This is a genomic window from Ruegeria sp. ANG10, from assembly GCF_040705255.1.
In the GTDB taxonomy this organism is placed as follows: domain Bacteria; phylum Pseudomonadota; class Alphaproteobacteria; order Rhodobacterales; family Rhodobacteraceae; genus Ruegeria.
Window position 1 is genome coordinate 192,552 of the sequence record NZ_JBFCVU010000003.1, and the last position, 22,949, is coordinate 215,500.

Sequence of the window (22,949 nt, forward strand, 5' to 3'; positions counted from 1 at the left end):
TTGGGCACGCTCATTTGTGGTTGATTGGTCGACCCTACGGCGAACCGGTTTAGGTTGTTGATCCTCTTTGTTTTGCTGCGCAGGGGCCGAAAGGTTTTTCTCTCGTTCTACCCGCGCTTTTTCAAGCACCTTCTGCCACTCGGGGGATTGCACAAAATCATAGATATCCGCCGTTTGATTGGCAGTTTTCTTGGCAACTTTAGGTCGAGTTCTTGGGCCGTTAGCCTTTGTCATAAATTCCCCCGACTGGCCGCCGAAACAGGCCCTAATTTATTGTAAATTCGACAAACCGATTACGCCTTAGCGCCGAAAATTCTAAAAGATTATGTTTAAACTATAAAAAGATGGCCACTCGAAAACAAGTCGACCGAACCCGCAATCGCCCTGTCACATAGGCAATTGGCCTTGTGAAATGGGTTCCCAGACATCCGAAACCGTCCACTAAAGCACCTTTGCTGCCCAGGGTTCCAAAAAATTTTGTTCCAATTCCATTTTCAAGCTAGGCTGTGGAAAATTGGTGGGTGCCACAAGACCACTCTGGTCGCACTGTCGGAGGAACTTAGCTAAACGCTTGGATTTAAATGGAAGATATCCAGAACCAACCGGACCTATTTACTCTGATAGATCACCCCGATCCTGCGTGTGGCAACATGGTCGTGGTGGACTGGACACTGGGGAATTCGTGCAGCTATGCGTGCAGTTATTGCCCAAAGGCTTTGCACGATGGTTCGCTTGAATGGCAGAAAACCGATGACGTCCTGAATCTGTACCGTCAATTAAATCGACACTATGTGGATGAATTAGGCAAGATTGTCTGGCTACAGTTTACAGGCGGCGAACCCACAATGCATCCTCGCATCATTGATCTGCTAGGTCATGCGTCCGAGACAGGTTTCAAGGTCAGCTTGATCAGCAATGCGTCGCGCACACTTCGGTTTTGGGAGATGATCAACAGCCGCCTGAACAGCGTTATCCTGACCTATCATGCCGAATTTGCCGAGCTGAGCCATTTTATCCAAGTGGCCGACACGATGACTGATCGTATCACCGTTCATGTCAACGTGACGATGCATCCAGATCGTTTTGATCAGACGCTTGAAGAAGCGCGGGAATTACGCGCGGCGCTGCCCACCGCTTCGATTTCCCTGAAACCATTGCGAAAAGATTTCGGAGCGCAGCTGTACGACTACACCGACGATCAGTTGCAGGTTCTTGCTATGGGTTTGCCCTCGGACAAGGCTCCTGTTGGTGAAGAACCTCGATCGCTGATGCGCGCAACCACGCGGTCGGGCCACACTGAGATACTCCGCCCCAATGACTTCCTTCTTAGGGATATGAACCGCTGGCGTGGATATAAATGCAACGTAGGGCTTGAATCCCTTCGGGTCCGGGGGAATGGCGAAATCTTCCGGGGCGTCTGCGGCGTTGGGGGCAAAATAGGGACTCTCGGCGACGAGCTTGACCTGCCTCGCGATCAAATTCGATGCACAAAAGACGCATGCTCTTGTCTGGCCGACATCCTGATCCGTAAAGAGATGTAATTCCCGCGCGATTAATAGGCCAAAGCTCAAAAGCGAAAATCAGGTAAGGGTGGCGGAGAGACAGGGATTCGAACCCTGGAGACGGTTTCCCGCCTACACACTTTCCAGGCGTGCGCCTTCGACCACTCGGCCACCTCTCCGTGCGCGCGATATTTGGACCATCGCCGGGGGATTTGCAAGGGGCGATTAAAGCGAAAATTCAACCTTCCGCAGTTCCGCCACAAACCCCGTTACAGCTCGTCCCCATCACCGTCTGCAAGATCGGCCTCGGTCATGTCCACAGGCTTTGAAGACGGGGGGTCGGTAGGTGTTCTTTCCGTTGTAGGTTCGGTTTTTTGCGCAGGCCCCTGCCCTTGCAACGTCTCAGGATTGCGCAGCCAGACATCGCGCTGCGCGAAGGGGATTTCGATACCTTCTTCGACAAACCGGCGATTGATCTCGTGGTTCATATCCGATTTCACCGAAAGCACCCAGTTCACGTCGCGCAGGATGGCGCGAATTTCAAAATCCAGCGAATCCGCACCAAAGCCCTGAAACACCACGCTGGGCGCCGGATGGGCCAGAACCATCGGATGGGAATTGGCGATCTCACCCAGAATTTTCTCAACCACGCGGGTATCTGTGCCATAGGCAACGCCCACCGGCACGATAACGCGCCCGATCGTGTTGCCCCGCGTATAGTTCGTCACCACCCCGCTGATCAGGTCCGAGTTGGGAACGATCACATCGGTACGATCAAACGTCTCAATCCGCGTAGACCGCACCGAGATATCGCGCACATAGCCCATCATCCCATTCACATCGATCCAGTCCCCCTTGGAGATTGGGCGTTCGACCAGCAGGATGATCCCCGACACAAAATTCGACACGATGGTCTGTAGTCCAAAGCCGATCCCAACCGACAATGCGCCGGCGACAATGGCCAGCGAAGACAGATCAAACCCCGCCAACATGATGGCCACCAGCGCGGCCAGGAATATCCCCACATAGCCGGTACCCGCGGCAATCGCGTTCTGGCCGCCCGGATCAATACTGGTCTTTGGCAGAAGCGAATTGCGCAGCCCGCTTTGCAACAGCCGGGTCAAGCCATAACCGATGACAAACACGATCAGGAAGGTGAAGAAGTTGCTGGGCGAAATCGTAACGCCGCCAATATCGAAGCCAAGCAGCAAACGCGACCAAACCTCAAGCAAGTCAGTCTGTCGTGCGCCCCAATACAGCGCCAGAACCGGCAAGGTCAGGATGGCGATAATAAACCCGGCCAACACCGAAAACAGTGAGTCCCGCGCCGACTCACCTTGCCCGCTGAGCCAGCCGTAAACCGAGGTGATAAAGCGATGAAAGATCGTCAAAGCCGCAAACAGAACCAGCGTTTTCACCGCCGGGAAAACGATCCCCTCGGCTGCGTTGGTATATCCAATAGCCGCCAAAATCGGGCTCGCGATCCCCAGCAAAAAAATCGCCTTGCGCAGAAAGTCCATCAGCTGGGTCAGCCCGGCACTTCGCGGCGTTTCGCTTGACTGCCCATCTTCGGATTCTGGCTTTGAGGTCTGAATCCGGCGGATACGCAGAAGAACCAGCGCGGTTCCCACCACCACAGGAAAGCTGATAACGGCCCGCGTCGCGTCCGAGATATTTTCGATCTGATCAAACAGCAGCCCGAATTCGTACACGATCAGGAAGATCGCCAAAATATCCAAGTAAACCCGCAACTGCGTGACACTCTTGCGGGATAGCCGGTTAAAGTTCTGTGCCGCCTGCGAGATGTGAACCTGACGACCGATCCAGTCGTAATAGAAGATAAGCGCGGCCCAATAGGGAACATTCTGGATCAACAGCGTTCCGCGCAAACCCGGTAGACCGGTCATGATAACTGCTTGAACCAGCAGCCACACGCCTAGCCATGGCAGCAGAATCCGCAACAACGAAACCAGAAACGTCCACACGCCGCTACCCCGGCCTCCCAACTGCCGTAGATATTCACCTGCAGCCTCGGACCAGTAACGCCCGTAATACAGTAAAATCCCTGCCGCGACGGTCAGGAAGAAAATGCCCAGCCCGCGCTCTTTCAGGTGTTTTTGAACGATGTTGGTTTTCAGGTTCAGCGCAGATTCATTGATCAGGCCTCGCACGGCCTCGACAATATCGACCCAGGCTGGACCCCAATAGACAGGGTTAAGCGGCGATACACCGCGTTCTAAAAGCTCTTTTGTCTGCCGCTCGCGCAACAGGCTGTCTATCTCGCTGATCAGGCCGTTGGCGCGGCTGAACGCTTCTTCCGAGATGATTTGCGGCACCTGCAGGCTGGTCAGTTGGTTTTCCAGATGCGCGCGAAGTCTAGCAATCTCTTCAGGTTCGGTCGCGTCCCCTTCGGGGGCTGGTCCCAATGCCTTGATCTGCGCGTCCAGCGTCTGAATTCGGTCCGTATTGGCGCCACGTGCCTTGTTGAAATCCTCACGATAGTTGTGGATTTCAGCCCGCAGGTTTTCCAGCGCTGCGTTCGACGTGCGGTTGGATTCGATGTCAGCTTCGGCACGGTCCGCCGTCTCGAGCCAATCCTGGTAATACTCGCTCTGCCGATCAGTCAACTGGGCAGCTACAGGGCCGCCCAGCATGGCAGAACAAACCAGTAGAAACGCAAGAAACAGGCGAACCTGCCGCAGCATCATACGTCCTCGAATACGCCGGGAATGCTGCGCGGAGCTTCGGTCATCCAATCCGGCACCGGCAGTTCCTTTTCACGCAGGAATTCAGGATTGAACAGCTTGGACTGATAGCGCGTGCCAAAGTCGCACAGGATCGTCACAATGGTGTGGCCCGGCCCCAGATCCTTGGCCAGTCGCACCGCGCCCGCCATGTTGATCGCGGTCGATCCACCCATAACCAGGCCTTCGTCGCGCAGCAGATCAAAGATATAAGGCAGCGCCTCGTTATCTGTCATTTGATACGAAAAGTCCGGCTTGAACCCTTCGAGGTTCTTGGTGATGCGTACCTGACCAATGCCTTCGGCGATCGAGCTGCCCTCCATCGCGATCTCACCGGTGGTGTAGTATGAATACAGCCCCGCCCCCATCGGATCGACCAGAGCGATCTTGACGCCTTTCGGCTGCAACGCGTCGGCCACGCCGGCCAGCGTACCACCCGAACCTACGGCGCTGACAAAGCCATCGACCTTGCCGCCAGTCTGCTCCCAAATCTCGGGGCCGGTGGTTTCCACATGGGCCTGACGGTTGGCAACATTGTCGAACTGATTGGCCCAAATCGCGCCATTGGGCTCGGTCTGCGCCAGTTCCTCAGCCAGACGGCGCGAATAATGCACAAAGTTGTTGGGATTGCGATACGGGGCGGCCGGAACCTGAACCAGTTGCGCGCCCGCCAAACGCAGCATGTCTTTCTTTTCCTCGGATTGGGTTTCCGGGATCACGATCACCGTTTTGAACCCCATCGACGCGCCCACCAATGCAAGGCCAATCCCGGTGTTACCGGCCGTGCCTTCGACAATGGTTCCACCGGGCTTCAGCTCACCGCGCGCAATTGCGTCCTTGATGATGTACAGCGCCGCGCGATCCTTGACCGATTGCCCCGGGTTCATGAACTCGGCCTTCCCGAGAATCTCGCAACCGGTCTCTTCACTGATGCGCTTCAACCGGATCAGCGGTGTTTTCCCGACTGCGTCGGCAAGGTCTCGTGCAATGCGCATGGCGCCCTCATTTCATTACGTATCAACGAAGATTTACAGATGCCGTGCGACAACCACAAGCGGCGATAGTTAACCGCGCAAACGATCGCGATGCCGGGCCAGCCAATTGGCCATCAACAACAGGGGCAAATCCTTGAATTCGTTGTTGTCGACCCTTTGAAGGAACGCGTCATATGGCAGGATTTGTGTGCGAATATCCTCACCTTCCGTAGCAACGCCACCATTGTCGATGGTCCGGGTCAGATCAGCCAACCCGACATAAAGGTGGACATACTCGGTCGATGACCCGCTTGAGGAATAGGCACCACCCGCATATTCCAATGCGTTCAGCGTCACCTGCGCCTCTTCCTGCACTTCGCGATGGGCGGCCTGTTCCGGCGTTTCACCGGGATCGATCATGCCTGCCACCGGCTCCCACATCCACGGTTCAGGATCGTCGATCAGAAAAACCGGCGCACGGAATTGTTCAACCAAAAGAACGGTGTCGCGCACCGGGTCATAAGGCAAAACAACGACGGCGGCCCCTTGCATCAATCCGCTGCGGTGCAGGACGGGACCCATCGTTCCGTCATGCTGGCGGTGCTGCAGATCCAATTCTTCCACACCAAAGTAATTGACATACGCTCGCCGATGATTTTGCACGATCACGTCTTTTGCGACGTTACGCGGATCACCGGTCAGACGTTTACGCGCAGCCAGTTTGGCCCAGGCCCGGGTGCGGATCGGCGCAAAGTTACGAGCGATCGTGGTCGCGTCTACCTTTCCGTAATAGGCCAGCTCTTCCTGCGCAGCTAGCAAGGTTACTTTGGACCATGTGTCAACCCAGGCTTGCAACGACCACGGCTTGTCTGGCGTCCACAATCCGGGTTCGGGAAAGAACACGCTGGCGTCGGCGTGCGAACCGTCAGCTACCTCCACATCGTGCGGGCTGAGATCATAGTCGAACCCACCTTCGTAAAAGGCCAATCGTTTCAGATCTTCGGGGCTGAAATCCTGAACCAGCAACCCCTTGGCTCGATTACCCTTTTCCGGAACAATCATCGGGAACGCCTGCCCTGCCACACCGTAAACTGCATGATCCGGCAAACTGGCCTGAGATATTTTTAATTGCGAAAGCGGGTGGCCAAGCACACATTCCAGCAGCGGCAAATGCCTGAGCGTGCCGTAAAAGAACAAATCGGACACTAGAGTACAGCTCGTCTCAATTCTGGTGAGTTACCGCCAGCGACGGCTGGCTTCTTCGGTTGCAAGCCCTGCGATAAGAGCTCCGATAGCCAAAGTCCACAGAATTTCCGGAACGATGAGCAGTTTGCCATAGTCCACACCAATCTTGAAAATGGCCGTGAGCGCCTCAAACGGGCCGTCATAGCGATGCCGCATGGCCAGTCGGAACATCTCGTAGCAGCCCTGAACAAAAAGGGCCCAAAACACCAAGGACACAACCCCAGCGATGCCATTATTGACCGCGGCGGTCCAACCGCGACCAACGCGCTTTCCCATCACCTTCCAACCACAGGCCACTGCAATCATCATGTTGACATAGGTGAACCAGCCATAGTCCTTGCCCTCTTCGCCGTTGCTGATGATCATGCTCGACACAATAAAGGCCACCGCCAATAGGCAAAATGAAGCAACAAGACGCGGCGCAGTGGGCATTCGGAATTTCCCTTTGTTAACTGGGTTTTGCTATAGTGATCTGTGTCACATCGCAGTTGCCAGTGTCAAAGGCCGCGCCGCACGCGGTTAAATAATAGTTCCACATGCGCCGGAAACGCTCGTCAAAGCCCATTTCGGAAATTTCGTCCCATTTGTCGTTGAATGTCTCGTACCAACGACGCAATGTCAGGTCATAACTTTTACCGAATTCCCGCGATTTCACCACGTTCAATCCAGCTTCTGCCACCTGCTGCTTCAGAACCGAAGGCGCAGGAAGCATTCCACCGGGAAAGATGTATTTCTGAATGAAATCAACGCCGTTCTTGTAAATGTCCCAGCGATGTTCGGCGACGGTAATGATTTGCAGGGTCGCGTGCGCACCGGGTTTTAGACGATCGCGCACCGTCTCAAAGTAAACCGGCCAGTATTTCTGTCCGACGGCTTCGAACATCTCGATCGAGGCGATGCCGTCATATTGGCCACGCTCATCGCGGTAATCTTGCAATTTGAACTCAACAAGGTCAGAAAGCCCCGCCTTTTCAATTCTTTGTCGCGCAAACTTCAACTGTTCCTGACTGATCGTCAAACCTGTGACCCGAAGGCCACGCTCTTTTGCGGCATATTCGGCGAAACCGCCCCATCCGCAACCGATCTCAAGGATGTGGTCTCCGGGTTTCGCGCCCATTTCATCGACCAGGCTGGCATATTTCGCAGTCTGCGCTTTTTCCAGGCTTTCCTGCCCTGTTTCGAACAGCGCGCTGGAATAAGTCATCGTTTCATCCAGCCACAAGCCGTAGAAATCGTTCCCTAAATCGTAGTGGTACGAGATGTTCTTCTTGGCCTGTCGACGATTGTTGTTATGTAACCAAAATCGAAGGCGTTCATAGGTTTGAACCAGGAATCTTCCGGTGAAATCGTCATACACCGTCTCGGTCCCTAAATGCACCAGATCCATGAAGGATCGCAGGTCGGGCGTGCTCCACCCCCCCTCCAGATAAGAATCCGAAAAACCCAGTTCTCCCTCTCGGATCAAACGCGCAAATACGTCGGGGTCGTGAATATCAACGCGCGCCACCGGTCCCGGCTTGGCACCTTCGGATCGGAACACGCGCCCATCGGGCAAAGCGATATCCATTCGCCCCGAACCCATCCGGTTCAACATTTTGAACACTTGAGCAAAGTATCTGGGCAAGTCTTTTTGCCCTTCAGTTGTCGTCAGGATCATCCGCTCTCCCCTGTGCGGCCGCAGTTAAAAGCTAGGCCGAGTTTGTGTTTCTGGCAAGTTTTCAGTTCCTTACCCGGTTTTTCGGCCTTCATAAGCCGCCAAGGCGCACGCTCGGCCAGCGGCCAGATCGACCACTGGTGAAGGGTAATTTTCCGCCGGATCAAGCGCCCACGAATGCGGCACCGCCCCAAAATAAGCCAACGCCGTAGCCGAAGGCTTGGTCTGTCCTTCGGCGATCCAGTGTTTTAGATAAACACCATCAGGATCAAATTTTTCCCGCTGTGTCAGTGGGTTAAATATCCGAAAGAACGGTGATGCATCCGGACCAGAGCCTGCAACCCACTGCCAACCCATCGCGTTGGCCGCCGGATCCCAGTCTATCAGGCAGTCGGCAAACCAGTTCATTCCGATTTTCCAGTGCGTCATCAGATGCTTGGTCAAGTAGCTTGCGACGATCATGCGCGCCCGGTTGTGCATACGACCGGTCACATACATTTGACGCAAACCCGCATCGACAACAGGAATACCGGTGCGGGCCTGTCGCCAAGCAACAACTGAGGGATGATCGGCGTCCGTGTTCCACGGAAACGTATCCCATTCCGGTTTCCAGTTCCCGCTGAGCAAACGCGGTGAGTGATACATCAAGTGGTACGCAAACTCACGCCAAACCAATTGGCGCAAATAGGCGTCTGTCCCTTGCGTACCGTTCATCGCGGCCCGCTGAACCGCATGCCAGACACTGCGGGGGCCGATTTCGCCGAGCGATAGGTATTCGGACAGATCCGAGGTACCCTTCAAATCCAAACGGTCCCGGTCGCGCGAATAGTTTGGGATTCGGTCCAGAAATTCGTGCAAAGCCTCAAAGGCGGCATTCTCTCCAGGGCGGACAAAAGGTGCGACCACGGCCGCGCCCCGGTTCATTGCCGCACCCAGATTCCAACCGGTCAGGTTTTCCGAAGTCGGCCAAGTCAAGGGTGCTTTGATCGACGGCACGCCTTCAGGCATGGCGACTTCTCGACCTTGAACGGATCGCCACATCGGAGTGAACACCCGGAACGGCTGGCCCGTTTTGGTCGCGACGGTCCAGGGCTCAAACAGCAAATGTCCCGAAAATGATTTGGCCTCTACCCCCTGCTCTGCCAAAGCAGACTTAATGTTTGTGTCACGGGCGATGGCACCAGGATCATACGCTCGCGTCCAATAGACGCCGTTGGCTCCGGTTTCTGCGATTAGGTTCTGCAAAACAGTCAGAGCGTCGCCGCGCCGCAGGATTAACCGGCTGCCAATGTGCGACAGAGATTGCGCGAAAGCCTTAAGTCCCAGCCCAAGCCGCCATTTCGGCGCGGCACCAAGCGCTTGAGCCAAATCGTCCAGAATGAAAACCGGCAAAATAGGACGACCCTTTTGGGTCGCAGCACTTAGCGCGGGATGGTCCGACAGGCGCAAATCCCGCCGGAACCATATGATGATCGGTGATTGCTTGTTTTCCATAACCGCCCGGTTGTTTTCTTCGCATTACGAAGCCGAGCAGAAACCGGATCACAAAACGGCGTCAAGTGCGCCCAATAACTGATCAATTTCCTGTTGCGAGGTGTAGTGCGTAAAGCTGACCCTCAGCACACCCTGATCCAAATCCACACCCATCGCCTGCAACGGGCGCACGGCATAAAAATCGCCGCCTCCTGCCATGATACCGTGCTCCACCAGATCACCGGCCACAGCTTCGGCGTTCCGACTCAGCGACAAGGCTACGGTAGGAGCGCGACGAGTAGCATCCGAAGTACCGATCAAGCGTACGGCATTTCGATCCTTGACCGCGTCCAATACGGGCTGCAACAGGGCGACCTCTTGCCCACGCATCAGATCATGCACAAAGGCTCCGCGTTCGGTTGCGTTATCCTTGGGGCCGTTATGGTGGTCGCACAGCAGATCAACGTAATCCGCCATACCCGCACTGGCTGCGATCTGCGCGTGATCCGGGCCTGCCGGGGTGAAACGCTTGTACAGCGCGTCTGCATTAAAATAGTGCGCCTGATTTGGCAGCAGCTCGCCAAGCGCACGCCGGATCACCATGCACCCCTGATGTGGACCGTAGGTTTTATAGGCCGAGAAAAGATAGATATCCGGCCCCAGATCGCCGACATTCGGAAACCCATGCGGCGCGTATGAGACGCCATCCACACAGACAAACGCACCCGCCGCGTGAGCGATGGCGGTGATTTCGGTGACCGGGTTGATCTCTCCGACCACGTTCGAACAATGCGGGAAACAAACCAGACGTACCTTTTCGTCCAACAGGTTCTCAAGATCCTGCGGGTTGAGCGATCCGGTTTCCGGGTCGATCTGCCATTCGCGGACTTCGAACCCATCCTCGACCAGACGCCGCCAAGGCCCCGAGTTGGCCTCGTGGTCCTGATTGGTGACAACGATGGCATCGCCCGGCTGCATCCACTGGCGAAACGCCTGTGCCAGAACATAGGTGTTCTGCGTTGTCGAAGGACCAAAGCTCAGCTCATCAGTGTTTACGCCCAGAATCGCAGCCATGCGTGCGCGGGCTTCATCCATCTCCTCACCCGCCAGACGGCTTGCGTCATAGGGGCCGTAGGGCTGCACTTTGCGCTGCGTATAGTAGCGCGTCAGCCGGTCCAGCACCGGCTTACAAGTATATGACCCACCTGCGTTTTCAAAGAATGCCTGACCTTGCAGGCTGGGCTCGGAAAAGGCCGGGAACTGCGCCCGAACGAAATCGATATCAAGAGTGCCCATGGCACGTCGCTCCTTGCTCATGCTGCTTGTTCCGACGACGTGCCCGCGCATGATTTCGGACAACTCGGAAATCACGGCAGGTCTTCCAGCCCAGCCACAGCCTCGGTCACGCAAACAGAAGCACGGGCAGTCTTTCGGGGCCTGATCCGGCAACCAAAAGACGCGGATACATAGCCAGCGGCCCTAAGCTGGGTCAACCCGGCGTGAAACAAAAAAGCCCCGGCGCTGGTCCGGGGCTTTCGAAGGGCTGAATTGGATTCAGCGGCGACGCTTTTCGTTTGCAAGACCGATGAAGATCGACACGCACATCAGCACCAGAACGATCGCAAACGGGAAGCCGGTTGCAATCGCAGCAGCCTGCAGCGCGCCCAGGCCGCCCCCCAGCAACAGAACGATCGCGATAGCGCCCTCCAGAATGCACCAGAACACGCGCTGCGCCGTCGGAGCATCGGTTTTGCCACCCGCCGTTATCGTATCAATCACCAGCGAACCGGAATCCGAGCTGGTAACGAAGAAAACGACAACCAGCACAATGCCGACGAAGGACAGCAAACCTGTCATTGGGAAGGCTTCGAACATCTTGAACATCTTCAGTTCAAGTGCGGCATCCGACAGGACCTGCCCGGAACCAGACAAGACCTGATCCAGCGCCGCGCCACCAAAAACGCTCATCCACAAGGCGCCAACAACGGTTGGAATCAGGATCACGCAGGTTACGAATTCCCGCACGGTTCGGCCACGCGAGATTCGGGCGATGAACATGCCGACGAAAGGTGACCAGGAAATCCACCAGGCCCAGTAGAAGGTGGTCCAGCCCTGCATAAAGTTGGTGTCTTCGCGGCCAACCCAATTTGACAGTGCGGGTAATGCGACGACGTATTCAATCAGGCTGTCGAAGAAGCCAGTCAGAATCGCCACGGTAGGACCAAGGATCAGCACCAGCAGCAACAAGGCCGCGGCCAGGATCATGTTGGCCTCGGACAACCGCTTTACGCCTTTATCGAGGCCAGCAACCACCGAGATCAATGCGAACGCCGTGATCAGGCCAATCAGCAGCACTTTCATCCCGTCTGTAATCGGAACATCGAACAGGTAGTTCAGACCAGCCAGCGCTTGCGTTGCGCCCAGACCCAGCGATGTCGCCAGACCGAAGATCGTGGCAAACACCGCCAAGACGTCGATGATATGCCCCAACGGACCCCATGTCGCCTCGCCAAACAATGGATAGAACACCGACCGCATGGTCAGCGGCAGACCCCGGTTGAAGCTAAAGAACGCCAGCGCCAGTGCCACCACCGCATACACGGCCCAGGGGTGCATGCCCCAGTGGAAAATAGTGGCCGCCATCGCCAGTTTCTTCGACGCTTCGGGGTCCTCAAGACCGGCACCTAACGGCGCCCAGTCGGTGCGAAGGCCATCCTCGCCAGCAGCAACCCCGCCCAGCGACGACCCGTAATGCGAGATTGGCTCGGCTACGCCCCAGAACACCAGACCGATGCCCATACCCGCGGCAAACAGCATCGAGAACCACCCGGCATAGCTGTAATCCGGTTTGGCATCATCACCGCCCAGCCGGATCGAGCCATAGGGCGTGACGATCAGCAACAGTGAAAACACGACAAAGATGTTCGCCGCAATCATGAACACCCAGTCAAAATTGCTGGTCAAAGCCGGTCGAAGCCACCCAAAGAATTCGCTCGCCTGCTCGCGGAACACCAACGAGAAAAACACGAATGCAATGATAGTTAGCCCCGAAACGGCAAAGACCGGATTGTGGACGTCCAGACCCATGATCTGAACGTTGTCCTGACCGACTTCATAGTCGGTTTCATTAGTGTCGGACATTGTCTCTTCCTTCCCTTAATCGGTGCGCAGGACATCCAATATCCGGCACCGAAAGGGCGTGACTGAGAAGACCACATATTACTTGAAAGCGACAAAATACGTGAAATAGACAAGCTTAATAAACGTGCGCGCCTTTCTACATATCGGTCGCCTCAAAAAGAAAACAGACCGGGCAAATGGCCCGACCTGCACACCAACTAGCGTTGATTTCTTTTAGCCCTGAACTTTGGTGTAAGTGCCCTCACCGGCCAGAATACCGCGGAACCCGCCCGGCTCATCCAGTCCGAAAACGATCAGCGGCAGGTTGTTGTCGCGGGCCAGCGCAATGGCCGAGGCATCCATGACGCGCAACCGCTTGGCCAGCACGTCATCATAAGTGACTGTGTCATAGCGCACTGCGTCCGCGTGCTCTTTGGGGTCCTTGTCGTAAACGCCATCCACACCGTTCTTACCCATAAAGATTGCCTCGCACGCCATTTCATTGGCACGCAAGGTCGCGGCGGTGTCGGTAGTAAAATACGGGTTGCCAGTTCCCGCGGCAAAGATACAAACCCGCTTTTTCTCAAGGTGGCGCACGGCGCGGCGGCGGATATAGGGCTCGCACACCTCATCCATGCGAATGGCCGAGATGACACGAGTGAACACGCCGATTTCTTCCAACGCCGACTGCATCCCCAGCGCGTTCATTACCGTGGCCAGCATGCCCATGTAATCGGCTGTTGTCCTCTCCATGCCCTGTGCCGAACCGCTGAGACCGCGGAAAATGTTGCCGCCGCCGATGACCATGCAAATCTCGACGCCTAGGTCGTGCACCGATTTGACCTCTTGCGCTATGCGTTGAACGGTCGGCGGATGCAGGCCGAATCCCTGATCGCCCATCAGCGCCTCGCCCGAGATTTTCAGCATTACGCGATTGTACTTTGTCTTCGCGGTTTCAGTGGCTTCGAGGGTCGGGGAAAGGCTCATGTTGCGCTCCGGGCTGGCACAGGTTTATTTTCCGGCGCAAAATGAAGCAAAACCTCCGCAGGTTCAATGCGGTTGGTGAGGATTGAGGCAGCCTGGATGGCAAATAACGACAGTTCGCAGATTTGGAACCGCCTGCCCCCAATCCCCAATGACAAGCCGGTATTGATTGCGGGACCAACAGCCTCGGGCAAATCGGCCCTTGCTTTGCAGATTGCCGAAACCTTCGGCGGTGTGATCGTCAATGCGGATGCAAGCCAGGTCTATGAATGCTGGCGTGTGATCTCCGCCCGCCCTTCGGTCGAAGAAGAAGCACGCGCGCAGCATCTGCTGTACGGTCACATCGCTTATGATCAAGAGTATTCGACCGGCCATTGGCTGCGCGAGGTGACGCCCCTGCTGACAGGGGATCAGCGCCCGATCATTGTCGGCGGCACCGGCTTGTATTTCTCGGCCCTGACCGAAGGGATGGCCGACATCCCCGCCACGCCACCAGAAGTCCGCGCCGAGGCGGATAAACTGGACCTGACCACATTGATTGCTGGTGTCGATACGCAGACGCTGGAGCGCATCGACACACAGAATCGCGCCCGTGTTCAGCGCGCATGGGAGGTGCAGCAAGCCACCGGACGCAGTCTAAGCGACTGGCAAGCCGAAACACCTCCCCCGATTCTGGATCTGGCTGACACTATTCCGATTGTTTTTGACGCGGACAAACAATGGCTTGTGGACCGCATAACCCACCGGTTTGATCAGATGCTGGACGATGGCGCGCTGCAAGAGGTCGACGCGATGCGTGACCGCTATGATCCATCACTTCCGGCCTTTAAGGCCATCGGCGTCCCCGAGTTGATTGCTTATCTGGACGGCCATCTATCATTGGACGCCGCCAAAGAACGCGCGACCATCGCAACACGCCAATTCGCAAAACGCCAACGCACATGGTTCCGCGCGCGAATGAAAAAATGGAATCCGATAGATTTCTCAAAATGATACGAGACGCTGCTGCAAGTTTGTTCTGATGCAATCGCGTGCAACGACTCTCACTCACATCGATTTTTCGGTTTACGACAGTATACATTGCCTGATTCAGCATTTATCGCCCCAGGCACAGCAGCAAATACCTCCGGACATGTCGTTTTTGTGCTATCTACGTCGATTTCGTACATTGACGTCATCAGAATTCTAGGGCGGAATAGCCTCATGGGGATGATGAATATCCAACAAGAATTCCGGGAACCAACTGTTCGCCTCAATATGGTCTGAACGGTTCCGACCTTCTTCAAAAAAAAAGAACATGTCACAGGGAGAGACATCGATGAATAAGCAAACTTTTACCGGAGCACCGATTCACTGGGCAGCAGAGATGCATGCTCAGGAATATCGGGACGGCAAATTAAGTCGGCGCGAGTTTCTGACCCGCGCCACAGGTCTGGGTGTTACTGCTGTAGGTGCCTACGGCATGATCGGCTTGGCAGCCCCTGCCCGCGCTGAAGGCGAAGACGTCAGACAAGAAGGCGGCACCCTGCGCGTTCAGATGAGCGTTCGTGCGCTGAAAGATCCGCGCACCTATGACTGGTCGGAAATGGGCAACCAAACCCGTGGTACGCTGGAATACCTAGTCGAGTACAACTCGGACGGTACATTCCGTGGCATGCTGCTGGAAGGTTGGGAAATCAACGAAGACGCCACTGTTTACACGCTGAAAGTACGTCCGGGTGTGAAGTGGACAAACGGAGACGATTTCACTGCAGATGACGTCGCACGAAATATTGCACGCTGGTGCGACAAAAGCTCGGAAACCAACTCGATGGCAGGTCGTTTCGGGACACTGATAGACGAAACCTCCGGTCAAGCTATCGAAGGCGCAATTGAAGTTGTTGACGCGTCAACTGTGAAACTAAACCTTCCCAGCTCAGATATCTCATTGATTGCCGGCATGTCCGATTATCCAGCAGCAATCGTACACAGCTCGTTCAACGAAAACGACTTGCTTAACAACGTCGGGACCGGCCCTTACGTAATCGAAGAGCTGGAGGTCGGGGTCAAATGCTCATTGGTACGCGCACCGGACCACACGTGGTGGGGTGACGAAGTCTTTGGTCCTGCAACGTTGGATCGAATCGAATATACTGACTATGGCACCGATCCGTCGGCGTGGTTGGCAGCCCTCGAATCTGACGAAGTCGACATGTTGCACGAATCCGTGGGTGAATTCATCGACGTGATGGATAGTCTCGGCTATGAAAAATCCGAAGTGATCACCATGGCGACCATCGTGGTCCGTCCCAACCAATTGGCTGAAATTGACGGCAAGCAAGTCTATGCTGACAAGCGTGTGCGTCAGGCCCTGCAGATGGCGGTGGACAATGAAGTTCTACTTGAATTGGGCTACGGCGGGCGCGGCGCGCCAGCTGAAAACCACCATGTTGGGCCGATCCACCCCGATTATGCAGAGTTGCCGAAGCAGAAAGCTGATCCTGCTGCCGCGAAAAAGCTCATGGAAGAAGCTGGCATGGCTGACTACGAGCACGAACTGCTTTCGATCGACGATGACTGGCGTCGCAACACGACCGATGCGGTTGCCGCTCAGCTTCGGGACGCAGGTATCAACGTCAAGCGTACAGTTCTGCCGGGCAACACTTTCTGGAACGACTGGGCCAAGTACCCGTACAGTTCGACGAACTGGAACCACCGCCCGTTGGGTGTACAAATCTGGGCATTGGCCTACAAATCCGGTGAAGCTTGGAACGAATTCGGCTGGAGTAACCCAGAATTCGACGGCATCCTGGCCGAAGCCCTGGCAATCGCCGACGCCGACAAACGGCGCGAAGTGGTCGCCAAAGGCGAGGCGCTGATCCAGGAAGAAGGCGTTACCATCCAACCCTACTGGCGCGCGCTGTACCGCCATATGAAAGATGGTCTGGTCGGAACCGATATGCATATCTCGTTCGAACATCACCACTACAAGTGGGGCTGGGCGGCCTAAAACCTGCCAGATGATAAATGGGGGCGCCTAATCAGGGCGCCCCTTTCCAGCCGCAGACAGGCCGACACAGGGTCGGATGTCCGAGGCCATAAAATGGTCCAATGATCTGCGGAACACCCGAAAAACAGGGACCATCATGGGACTATTCATCCTCCGACGGTTTGGCGTCATGCTGTTGACAGCATTGTGCCTGACGTTCGTGGTCTTCTTTCTGACCAACCTATACCCAAACTTGGAAAAGCTGGCCAAAACCCAGGGCAACCAACGGATGTCTGACGAACAGGTCGAGGCCTGGCTGGGTAATCGTGGCTACCTGCAACCTACGCTGATCAAGTATGGCCAATGGCTGGGCGTGGCACCGGGGTTTTCCAAAACTCTGGATGACGGCACATTCGTGGGCACCTGTACCCGACCTGGACTGACCGAGGATACCACGCCCCGGTTTTGCGGCATCCTTCAGGGGGACTGGGGCTATTCCACTGTTTTCAAGGATGAGGTTGGTACCATTGTCGCCAAGCGATTGGGCAATACCGGCTACTTGATGATGTGGGTTTTGATTCTGATGGTCCCATCAGCCCTGTTGGTGGGCGTTCTGGCCGGGATGCGCGAAGGCTCGGCGTTGGATCGGTCGCTTTCTACTTTTTCAATCGTCACGACGGCAACGCCAGAATATGTGTCGGGCGTAATTTTCATCGCGGTTTTCACCTCGTCCACCGTTGGTTTGAAATGGTTCAAGGGCACTGCAACGCAGGCGATGGACAATCCAACCTTCGAGAACTTTTTCCTGCCGGTACTGACCATTGCGCTGTATGGCATGGGTTATATCGCCCGAATGACCCGCGCCTCAATGACCGAGGTGATGACAGCACAGTACATCCGCACCGCGCGGCTGAAAGGCGTATCCTTTCCCAACATCGTCATGAAACACGCGCTGCGCAATGCGCTGATCGCGCCCTTTACCGTCATTATGCTGCAGTTCCCATGGCTGCTGAACGGCGTGGTGATTGTTGAGACGCTGTTCAACTACAAGGGCTTCGGTTGGGCGCTGGTGCAGGCGGCGGGCAACAACGACATCCAATTGCTGTTGGCGATTTCGGTCGTGTCGGTCTTTGTGGTGCTGATAACACAGCTGATCTCGGATATCGGCTATGTCTATCTCAACCCGCGCATTCGCATTTCTTAAGGAGGGTTAGATCATGGAACCACTTACCTGGACCGGCTCTATCGCCTTCCTGAACCCGCTGCTGATGATCGCAATCGCAGCCCTTCTGGTCTCGATCGTGATTTGGATAGTTGGCAGTATCGTACTGCCCGAGGCGCCGATGAGTGTGAATCTGGACGGCACGCTCAGCTCGGGATCGGGCATGCGTGGGTTGACGCAAAAGGCGCTGCGCTACAGCTTTGCTGCCTGTGTCGCGCTTGCCGTGGCCTATATCGTGCTGGGCATCGTGTTGGGTACCAGCGCGGGGATCATCGGTGCGATCTCACAGCAGTTTCTACCTGTCTGGCTGTCGCTGATCATCCTGTACGCCATGTCGATCGCATTTAAGCGGCGTCTGGGCCTTTATGGCAAACTGTTCGACAGCCCCATCGGCATGATCGGCTTCGGCCTTGTGATGTTCTGGGTTTTCACCGGTGTTTTTGGTGCGCTGGATCTGATCGTCACTCATGATCCTCTGTCGCAGGTATCGGGAATGAAGAACAAAGTGCCGGGAACGCCTCTGCCCAGCCCGGAAGAGGGAGAATACACCTGGTATCTGTTGGGGGGTGACAACCTAGCCCGCGACGTCTTCAGCCGCATGGTCAGAGGTGCCTGGATCGTGGTGCAGATTGCGCCACTGGCAACGTTGTTTGCCTTTATGGTCGGGATCACTCTGGGTCTGCCCGCGGGTTACTATGGAGGTCGGTTGGATACGTTCCTGTCCTTCCTGGCCAACCTGATCCTGGCCTTCCCGGTGATCTTGCTGTTCTACCTGCTGGTGACACCGGAAATCGTAGCGACAGGCGTGCCGAACTATATGGCAGCCGTGCTATTCGTCTTTCCGATCCTATTCATCGGTGTTCTGCTGAATTCGCGCTATTACACGCGACCGAATTTCCGCACGCCGCTGCTGATCGGGGTGTTGGGAGTTGCGATCTGGTTCTACCTGTCGCTGATCTCGACCGGTGGTTACATCATCAATACTGACAGCTACCGTATCTGGGGCCTGCCGACATATCTGGACCTGTTCGATATCCCCGGCGGCATCCTGGTGGTGTTCGTATCCGTTGTGTTCGTGAATTCACCCACCGTGTTCCGCATCGTGCGTGGTTTGGCGTTGGACATTAAGACGCGAGATTATGTGGCGGCGGCACAAACCCGTGGAGAAGGTCCATGGTACATCATGCTGTGGGAAATTCTGCCAAACGCGCGCGGTCCGCTGATCGTCGATTTTTGCCTGCGGATTGGCTACACCACCATCCTTTTGGGAACCTTGGGTTTCTTCGGGCTGGGGCTGCCACCGGAAAGCCCGGATTGGGGTTCGACGATCAACGAGGGGCGCAAGCTGTTGTCGATCTACCTGCACCCTGCCCTTCCGCCTGCGCTGGCCCTGTTGTCACTGGTTCTTGGTCTGAACCTGCTTGCGGACGGTCTGCGTGAGGAAAGTCTGAAGGACTGATGTGATCGAGGCCGGGGGCATAGCCCCCGGACCCCCCAGATTATTTTTAGCCAGATGAAGGGGATCCCCCGGACTCTCGCGAGGAGATACAAAATGAACAAACTGGCAGAATATGACGGGCCTATTCTTGAGATCGACAAGCTCTCGATTTCGTTTTTCACTCGTCTGCGAGAAATTCCAGCCGTTATGGATTTCTCGGTCAGTGTGCAGCCCGGCGAAGCCGTCGGGCTTGTTGGTGAATCAGGCTGCGGCAAATCCACTGTTGCTTTGGGTGTGATGCAGGACCTTGGCAAGAACGGGCGGATTGTCGGAGGCACGATCAAGTTCAAAGGGCGAGACCTGTCCGAAATGAGCTCTGACGAGTTGCGCGACATTCGCGGCAATGAGATCGCGATGATCTATCAGGAACCGATGGCTTCGCTGAACCCTGCTATGAAAATCGGCAGGCAGCTGATGGAAGTGCCGATGATCCACGAAGGCGTTGGTGCGGAAGAGGCCCGCGCCCGCGCGCTTGAGGTGGTCACCGATGTACGCCTGCCCGACCCTGAGAGGATGCTGAATTCGTTCCCCCACCAGTTGTCGGGTGGTCAGCAGCAGCGGATCGTGATCGCCATGGCGCTGATGTCGAAACCAGCGCTGCTGATCCTGGATGAACCGACCACCGCTTTGGATGTAACGGTTGAGGCCGCCGTAGTCGAACTGGTCAGGGATTTGGGTAAGAAGTATGGCACCTCGATGCTGTTCATCTCGCACAATCTGGGTCTGGTGCTGGAAACCTGCGACCGACTCTGTGTGATGTATTCGGGTGAGGCCGTCGAACGCGGCTCGATCCACGATGTATTCGACGAGATGCAGCATCCTTATACGCAAGCACTGTTCCGCTCGATCCCCCTGCCCGGTGCCGACAAGAACGCACGCCCGCTGGTGGCCATTCCGGGGAACTTCCCTCTGCCGCATGAACGCCCGCCGGGATGCAACTTTGGCCCGCGATGCGACTATTTCGAAGAAGGCCGCTGCGACGCGCAGAACATCCTGATGGAACCTGTGCCGGGCAATGACCGCCACCACACGCGCTGTCTGAAGTTCCAGGAGATCGACTGGAACGCGCCAATCACCGTGGCCGAACAAAAGGAAAAGGGCCAAATCGGTCGCACCGTCCTGAAGATGGACAACCTCAAGAAATACTATGAAGTGGCAGCGAATGCCCTGTTTGGGGGTGGCGAGACTAAGGTCGTAAAAGCCAATGAAACATTGAGTTTCGAGGCCCATGAATCCGAAACACTGGCCATTGTGGGTGAATCCGGTTGCGGCAAATCCACGTTCGCCAAGGTACTGATGGGGCTGGAAACCGCCACCGACGGTCAGATCCTGCTGGACAATCGTAATATTGAGGCTGTCCCGATTGAGGAGCGCGACGCGAAGACAGTAGGCGAAGTTCAGATGGTGTTCCAGAACCCATTCGATACGCTGAATCCATCGATGACCGTGGGTCGTCAGATTATCCGCGCGTTGGAAATATTCGGCGTCGGCAATTCTGAATCCGAACGCAAGCAACGTATGCTGGAACTACTGGACCTAGTGAAGCTACCCCGCGCCTTTGCTGACCGGATGCCGCGCCAGTTGTCAGGCGGACAGAAGCAACGTGTCGGTATCGCCCGCGCCTTTGCAGGGGACGCGCGCATTGTGGTGGCGGATGAGCCGGTCTCGGCCCTGGATGTGTCCGTTCAGGCGGCTGTGACTGATCTGCTGATGGAGATTCAGCGCGAGCACAAGACCACCCTGCTGTTCATCAGTCATGACCTGTCCATTGTGCGTTACCTCAGCGACCGGGTGATGGTGATGTATCTGGGTCATGTGGTCGAACTGGGCACCACCGATCAGGTCTTTGCGCCGCCCTACCACCCCTATACCGAAGCCCTGCTGAGCGCCGTCCCCATTGCGGATACGTCGATCGAGAAGCAGCACATCGTGCTTGAGGGCGATATCCCGTCGGCCATGAATCCACCGCCGGGTTGCCCGTTCCAGACTCGGTGCCGTTGGAAATCCGAAGTTCCGGGTGGGTTGTGCGAACGCGACGTACCGCCGGTGAAAACTCTGGCCGATGGGCATCAGGTGAAATGTCATCTGGCTGATGGTATTCTAGCCCGTATGGAGCCGGTCATCAAAGTCGCCGCGGAATAGGCTTCAAAATTGGCGCAAAGGGCGTCGGTTTCTGATCGGCGCCCTTTGGCATTACTTGACCACATTTTCCCATAAGCATTTTAGCTAAATGTACCTGGTCAGACGAGACCTATGCATCGAATTTAGCTCAACCGCCCCAGATAACCTTCACGTAGTTCTGGGTTTCCTTGTAAGGTGGTACGCCGCCATGTTTCTCAACCGCCTGAGGTCCGGCATTGTAGGCCGCCAGTGCCAGACGCCAGGATTTGAACTTGCGGTATTGCCAGGAGAGATACCGCGCGCCACCTTCCAGGTTCTGCTGTGGATCATGCGGATTCACACCCAAAAGCTGCGCCGTACCGGGCATCAGCTGTGCAAGTCCCAAAGCGCCCTTGTGTGATACTGCACGTGGATTCCAACCGCTTTCTTGTTGAACCAGACGCAGAAAAAGCTCTTCCGGGACGTTATGCTTGCGTGCCGCCTGACGCGCCAGTGTCATATACTGACCGCGATACTTCCCAGTATAGCGTTTGTTAAACTTCGGCTGAGCTGTCTTGGGTTTAAGCCGCTCGGAATCCCGATACTGGGTTGCGGCGCGTGTGTCCAGAATCTTGGATTGTTTAAGGAAAATGTCCTTCCGGCTTTTCGTCGACAAGTTTTGCGCGGCCACCGGAACCGAGACCAGAGCAACACATAAACCAACAAAACAACCAACCAGAAAACGCATTAATGCCAATCTCGCTTAGTCAGGAACCTTATGGAGTATAGATATCTCAGATTATAATGAAAGCATGGTTAACCGAACCTGAGTAAATTCTTGCTCAGTGTTGCATGCAGTAACTGTGTTTCAACCAAGACGCAGGCCGTATAGGGTCGCTGGGAAACACTGCGCCAGATTCGGCGCGCATACGTCAATTCAGAACGGGGAAATACATGGCGGGTTCAGTCAACAAGGTCATTCTGGTCGGAAATCTTGGCCGCGATCCCGAGGTCCGGACATTCCAGAACGGTGGCAAGGTTTGCAATCTGCGCATCGCCACATCCGAGACCTGGAAAGACCGCAACACAGGTGAGCGTCGCGAGCGTACCGAGTGGCACTCGGTCGCGATCTTCAACGAGGGGCTTGTCCGCGTGGCCGAGCAATACCTGCGCAAAGGGTCCAAGGTGTATCTTGAAGGCCAACTGCAGACCCGCAAATGGCAGGATCAATCCGGTCAGGATCGGTATTCGACCGAGGTTGTTCTGCAAGGCTTTGGCTCTACCCTTGTGATGTTGGATGGCCGCGGCGAAGGCGGCGGCGGTGGCGGCCAATCGGGCGGTTACGGCGGCGGTCAAGCCGGGGGTGGATACGGCGATCCTTATGGCAGCCAATCCAGCGCCCCTGCCCCGGCATCCGGTGGAATCGACGACGACGAGATTCCGTTCTAAGAGTAACGGAGGCAAA

17 protein-coding genes and 1 tRNA gene are annotated in these 22,949 nt (G+C 55.9%); 7 read left to right on the top strand and 11 right to left on the bottom strand.

What is annotated here, in order from left to right; genetic code table 11:
- The first annotated feature begins 581 nt into the window (after nt 1-581).
- Nucleotides 582-1,541, top strand: a complete 960-nt coding sequence (locus tag AB1A64_RS08110; RefSeq protein WP_366550942.1) for a radical SAM protein — start codon at nt 582-584, stop codon at nt 1,539-1,541.
- Between the two features lie 50 nt (nt 1,542-1,591).
- On the opposite strand, the gene AB1A64_RS08115 is transcribed toward AB1A64_RS08110, so the two are convergent.
- The 10 genes from AB1A64_RS08115 to pyrH all read right to left on the bottom strand — a co-directional run bounded on the left by AB1A64_RS08115 (nt 1,592) and on the right by pyrH (nt 13,699).
- Nucleotides 1,592-1,681, bottom strand: a tRNA-Ser gene (locus AB1A64_RS08115).
- A gap of 90 nt (nt 1,682-1,771) precedes the next feature.
- Complete coding sequence (locus AB1A64_RS08120) at nt 1,772-4,207, bottom strand: DUF3772 domain-containing protein (protein ID WP_366550943.1); 2,436 nt, start codon at nt 4,205-4,207, stop codon at nt 1,772-1,774.
- Nucleotides 4,207-5,241, bottom strand: a complete 1,035-nt coding sequence (locus AB1A64_RS08125; protein WP_366550944.1) for a cysteine synthase A — start codon at nt 5,239-5,241, stop codon at nt 4,207-4,209. Before AB1A64_RS08125 ends, AB1A64_RS08120 begins: the two co-directional genes overlap by 1 nt.
- Before the next feature lie 69 nt (nt 5,242-5,310).
- Nucleotides 5,311-6,426 carry an NUDIX domain-containing protein gene (locus AB1A64_RS08130; RefSeq protein ID WP_366550945.1) on the bottom strand — a complete coding sequence of 372 codons (1,116 nt, stop codon included), beginning with the start codon at nt 6,424-6,426 and terminating at the stop codon, nt 5,311-5,313.
- 30 nt (nt 6,427-6,456) lie between these two features.
- Nucleotides 6,457-6,897: a TrgA family protein gene (locus AB1A64_RS08135; RefSeq protein ID WP_366550946.1), complete on the bottom strand. Its 441-nt coding sequence runs from the start codon at nt 6,895-6,897 to the stop codon at nt 6,457-6,459.
- 16 nt (nt 6,898-6,913) lie between these two features.
- The gene (locus AB1A64_RS08140; protein WP_366550947.1) at nt 6,914-8,122 is read right to left on the bottom strand and encodes a cyclopropane-fatty-acyl-phospholipid synthase family protein; all 1,209 of its coding nucleotides are present in this window, start codon (nt 8,120-8,122) and stop codon (nt 6,914-6,916) included.
- A gap of 69 nt (nt 8,123-8,191) precedes the next feature.
- Entirely contained in the window at nt 8,192-9,613 is a 1,422-nt protein-coding gene (locus tag AB1A64_RS08145) for a deoxyribodipyrimidine photo-lyase (protein WP_366550948.1), read from the bottom strand.
- 48 nt (nt 9,614-9,661) lie between these two features.
- Entirely contained in the window at nt 9,662-10,888 is a 1,227-nt protein-coding gene (locus AB1A64_RS08150) for an aminotransferase class V-fold PLP-dependent enzyme (RefSeq protein ID WP_366551258.1), read from the bottom strand.
- A gap of 258 nt (nt 10,889-11,146) precedes the next feature.
- Nucleotides 11,147-12,733 carry a BCCT family transporter gene (locus AB1A64_RS08155; protein WP_366550949.1) on the bottom strand — a complete coding sequence of 529 codons (1,587 nt, stop codon included), beginning with the start codon at nt 12,731-12,733 and terminating at the stop codon, nt 11,147-11,149.
- A gap of 213 nt (nt 12,734-12,946) precedes the next feature.
- Complete coding sequence (gene pyrH / locus AB1A64_RS08160) at nt 12,947-13,699, bottom strand: UMP kinase (RefSeq protein ID WP_366550950.1); 753 nt, start codon at nt 13,697-13,699, stop codon at nt 12,947-12,949.
- A 96-nt stretch (nt 13,700-13,795) separates the two neighbouring features.
- Here pyrH and miaA point away from each other — a divergent pair, with 96 nt between their 5' ends.
- The 5 genes from miaA (at nt 13,796) to AB1A64_RS08185 (ending at nt 21,526) form a co-directional block, all read left to right on the top strand.
- The gene (gene miaA / locus AB1A64_RS08165; protein WP_366550951.1) at nt 13,796-14,689 is read left to right on the top strand and encodes a tRNA (adenosine(37)-N6)-dimethylallyltransferase MiaA; all 894 of its coding nucleotides are present in this window, start codon (nt 13,796-13,798) and stop codon (nt 14,687-14,689) included.
- Between the two features lie 325 nt (nt 14,690-15,014).
- Nucleotides 15,015-16,685: an ABC transporter substrate-binding protein gene (locus AB1A64_RS08170; protein WP_366550952.1), complete on the top strand. Its 1,671-nt coding sequence runs from the start codon at nt 15,015-15,017 to the stop codon at nt 16,683-16,685.
- Nucleotides 16,686-16,821: 136 nt separating this feature from the next.
- Entirely contained in the window at nt 16,822-17,868 is a 1,047-nt protein-coding gene (locus AB1A64_RS08175) for an ABC transporter permease (protein ID WP_366550953.1), read from the top strand.
- A 13-nt stretch (nt 17,869-17,881) separates the two neighbouring features.
- On the top strand, nt 17,882-19,345 hold the full coding sequence (locus tag AB1A64_RS08180; protein WP_366550954.1) for an ABC transporter permease: 1,464 nt from the start codon (nt 17,882-17,884) through the stop codon (nt 19,343-19,345).
- 93 nt (nt 19,346-19,438) lie between these two features.
- Complete coding sequence (locus AB1A64_RS08185) at nt 19,439-21,526, top strand: ABC transporter ATP-binding protein (RefSeq protein ID WP_366550955.1); 2,088 nt, start codon at nt 19,439-19,441, stop codon at nt 21,524-21,526.
- Nucleotides 21,527-21,653: 127 nt separating this feature from the next.
- Here the strand turns inward: AB1A64_RS08185 and AB1A64_RS08190 are convergent, their stop codons facing one another.
- Nucleotides 21,654-22,232 (bottom strand): lytic transglycosylase domain-containing protein, encoded by a 579-nt coding sequence (locus tag AB1A64_RS08190; protein WP_366550956.1) that lies wholly within the window; start codon nt 22,230-22,232, stop codon nt 21,654-21,656.
- 206 nt (nt 22,233-22,438) lie between these two features.
- On the opposite strand from AB1A64_RS08190, the gene ssb reads away from it, so the two are divergent.
- A complete protein-coding gene (ssb, locus tag AB1A64_RS08195) occupies nt 22,439-22,933 on the top strand; it encodes a single-stranded DNA-binding protein (protein ID WP_366550957.1) in 495 nt (164 codons plus the stop codon).
- The last annotated feature ends 16 nt before the right edge of the window (nt 22,934-22,949 follow it).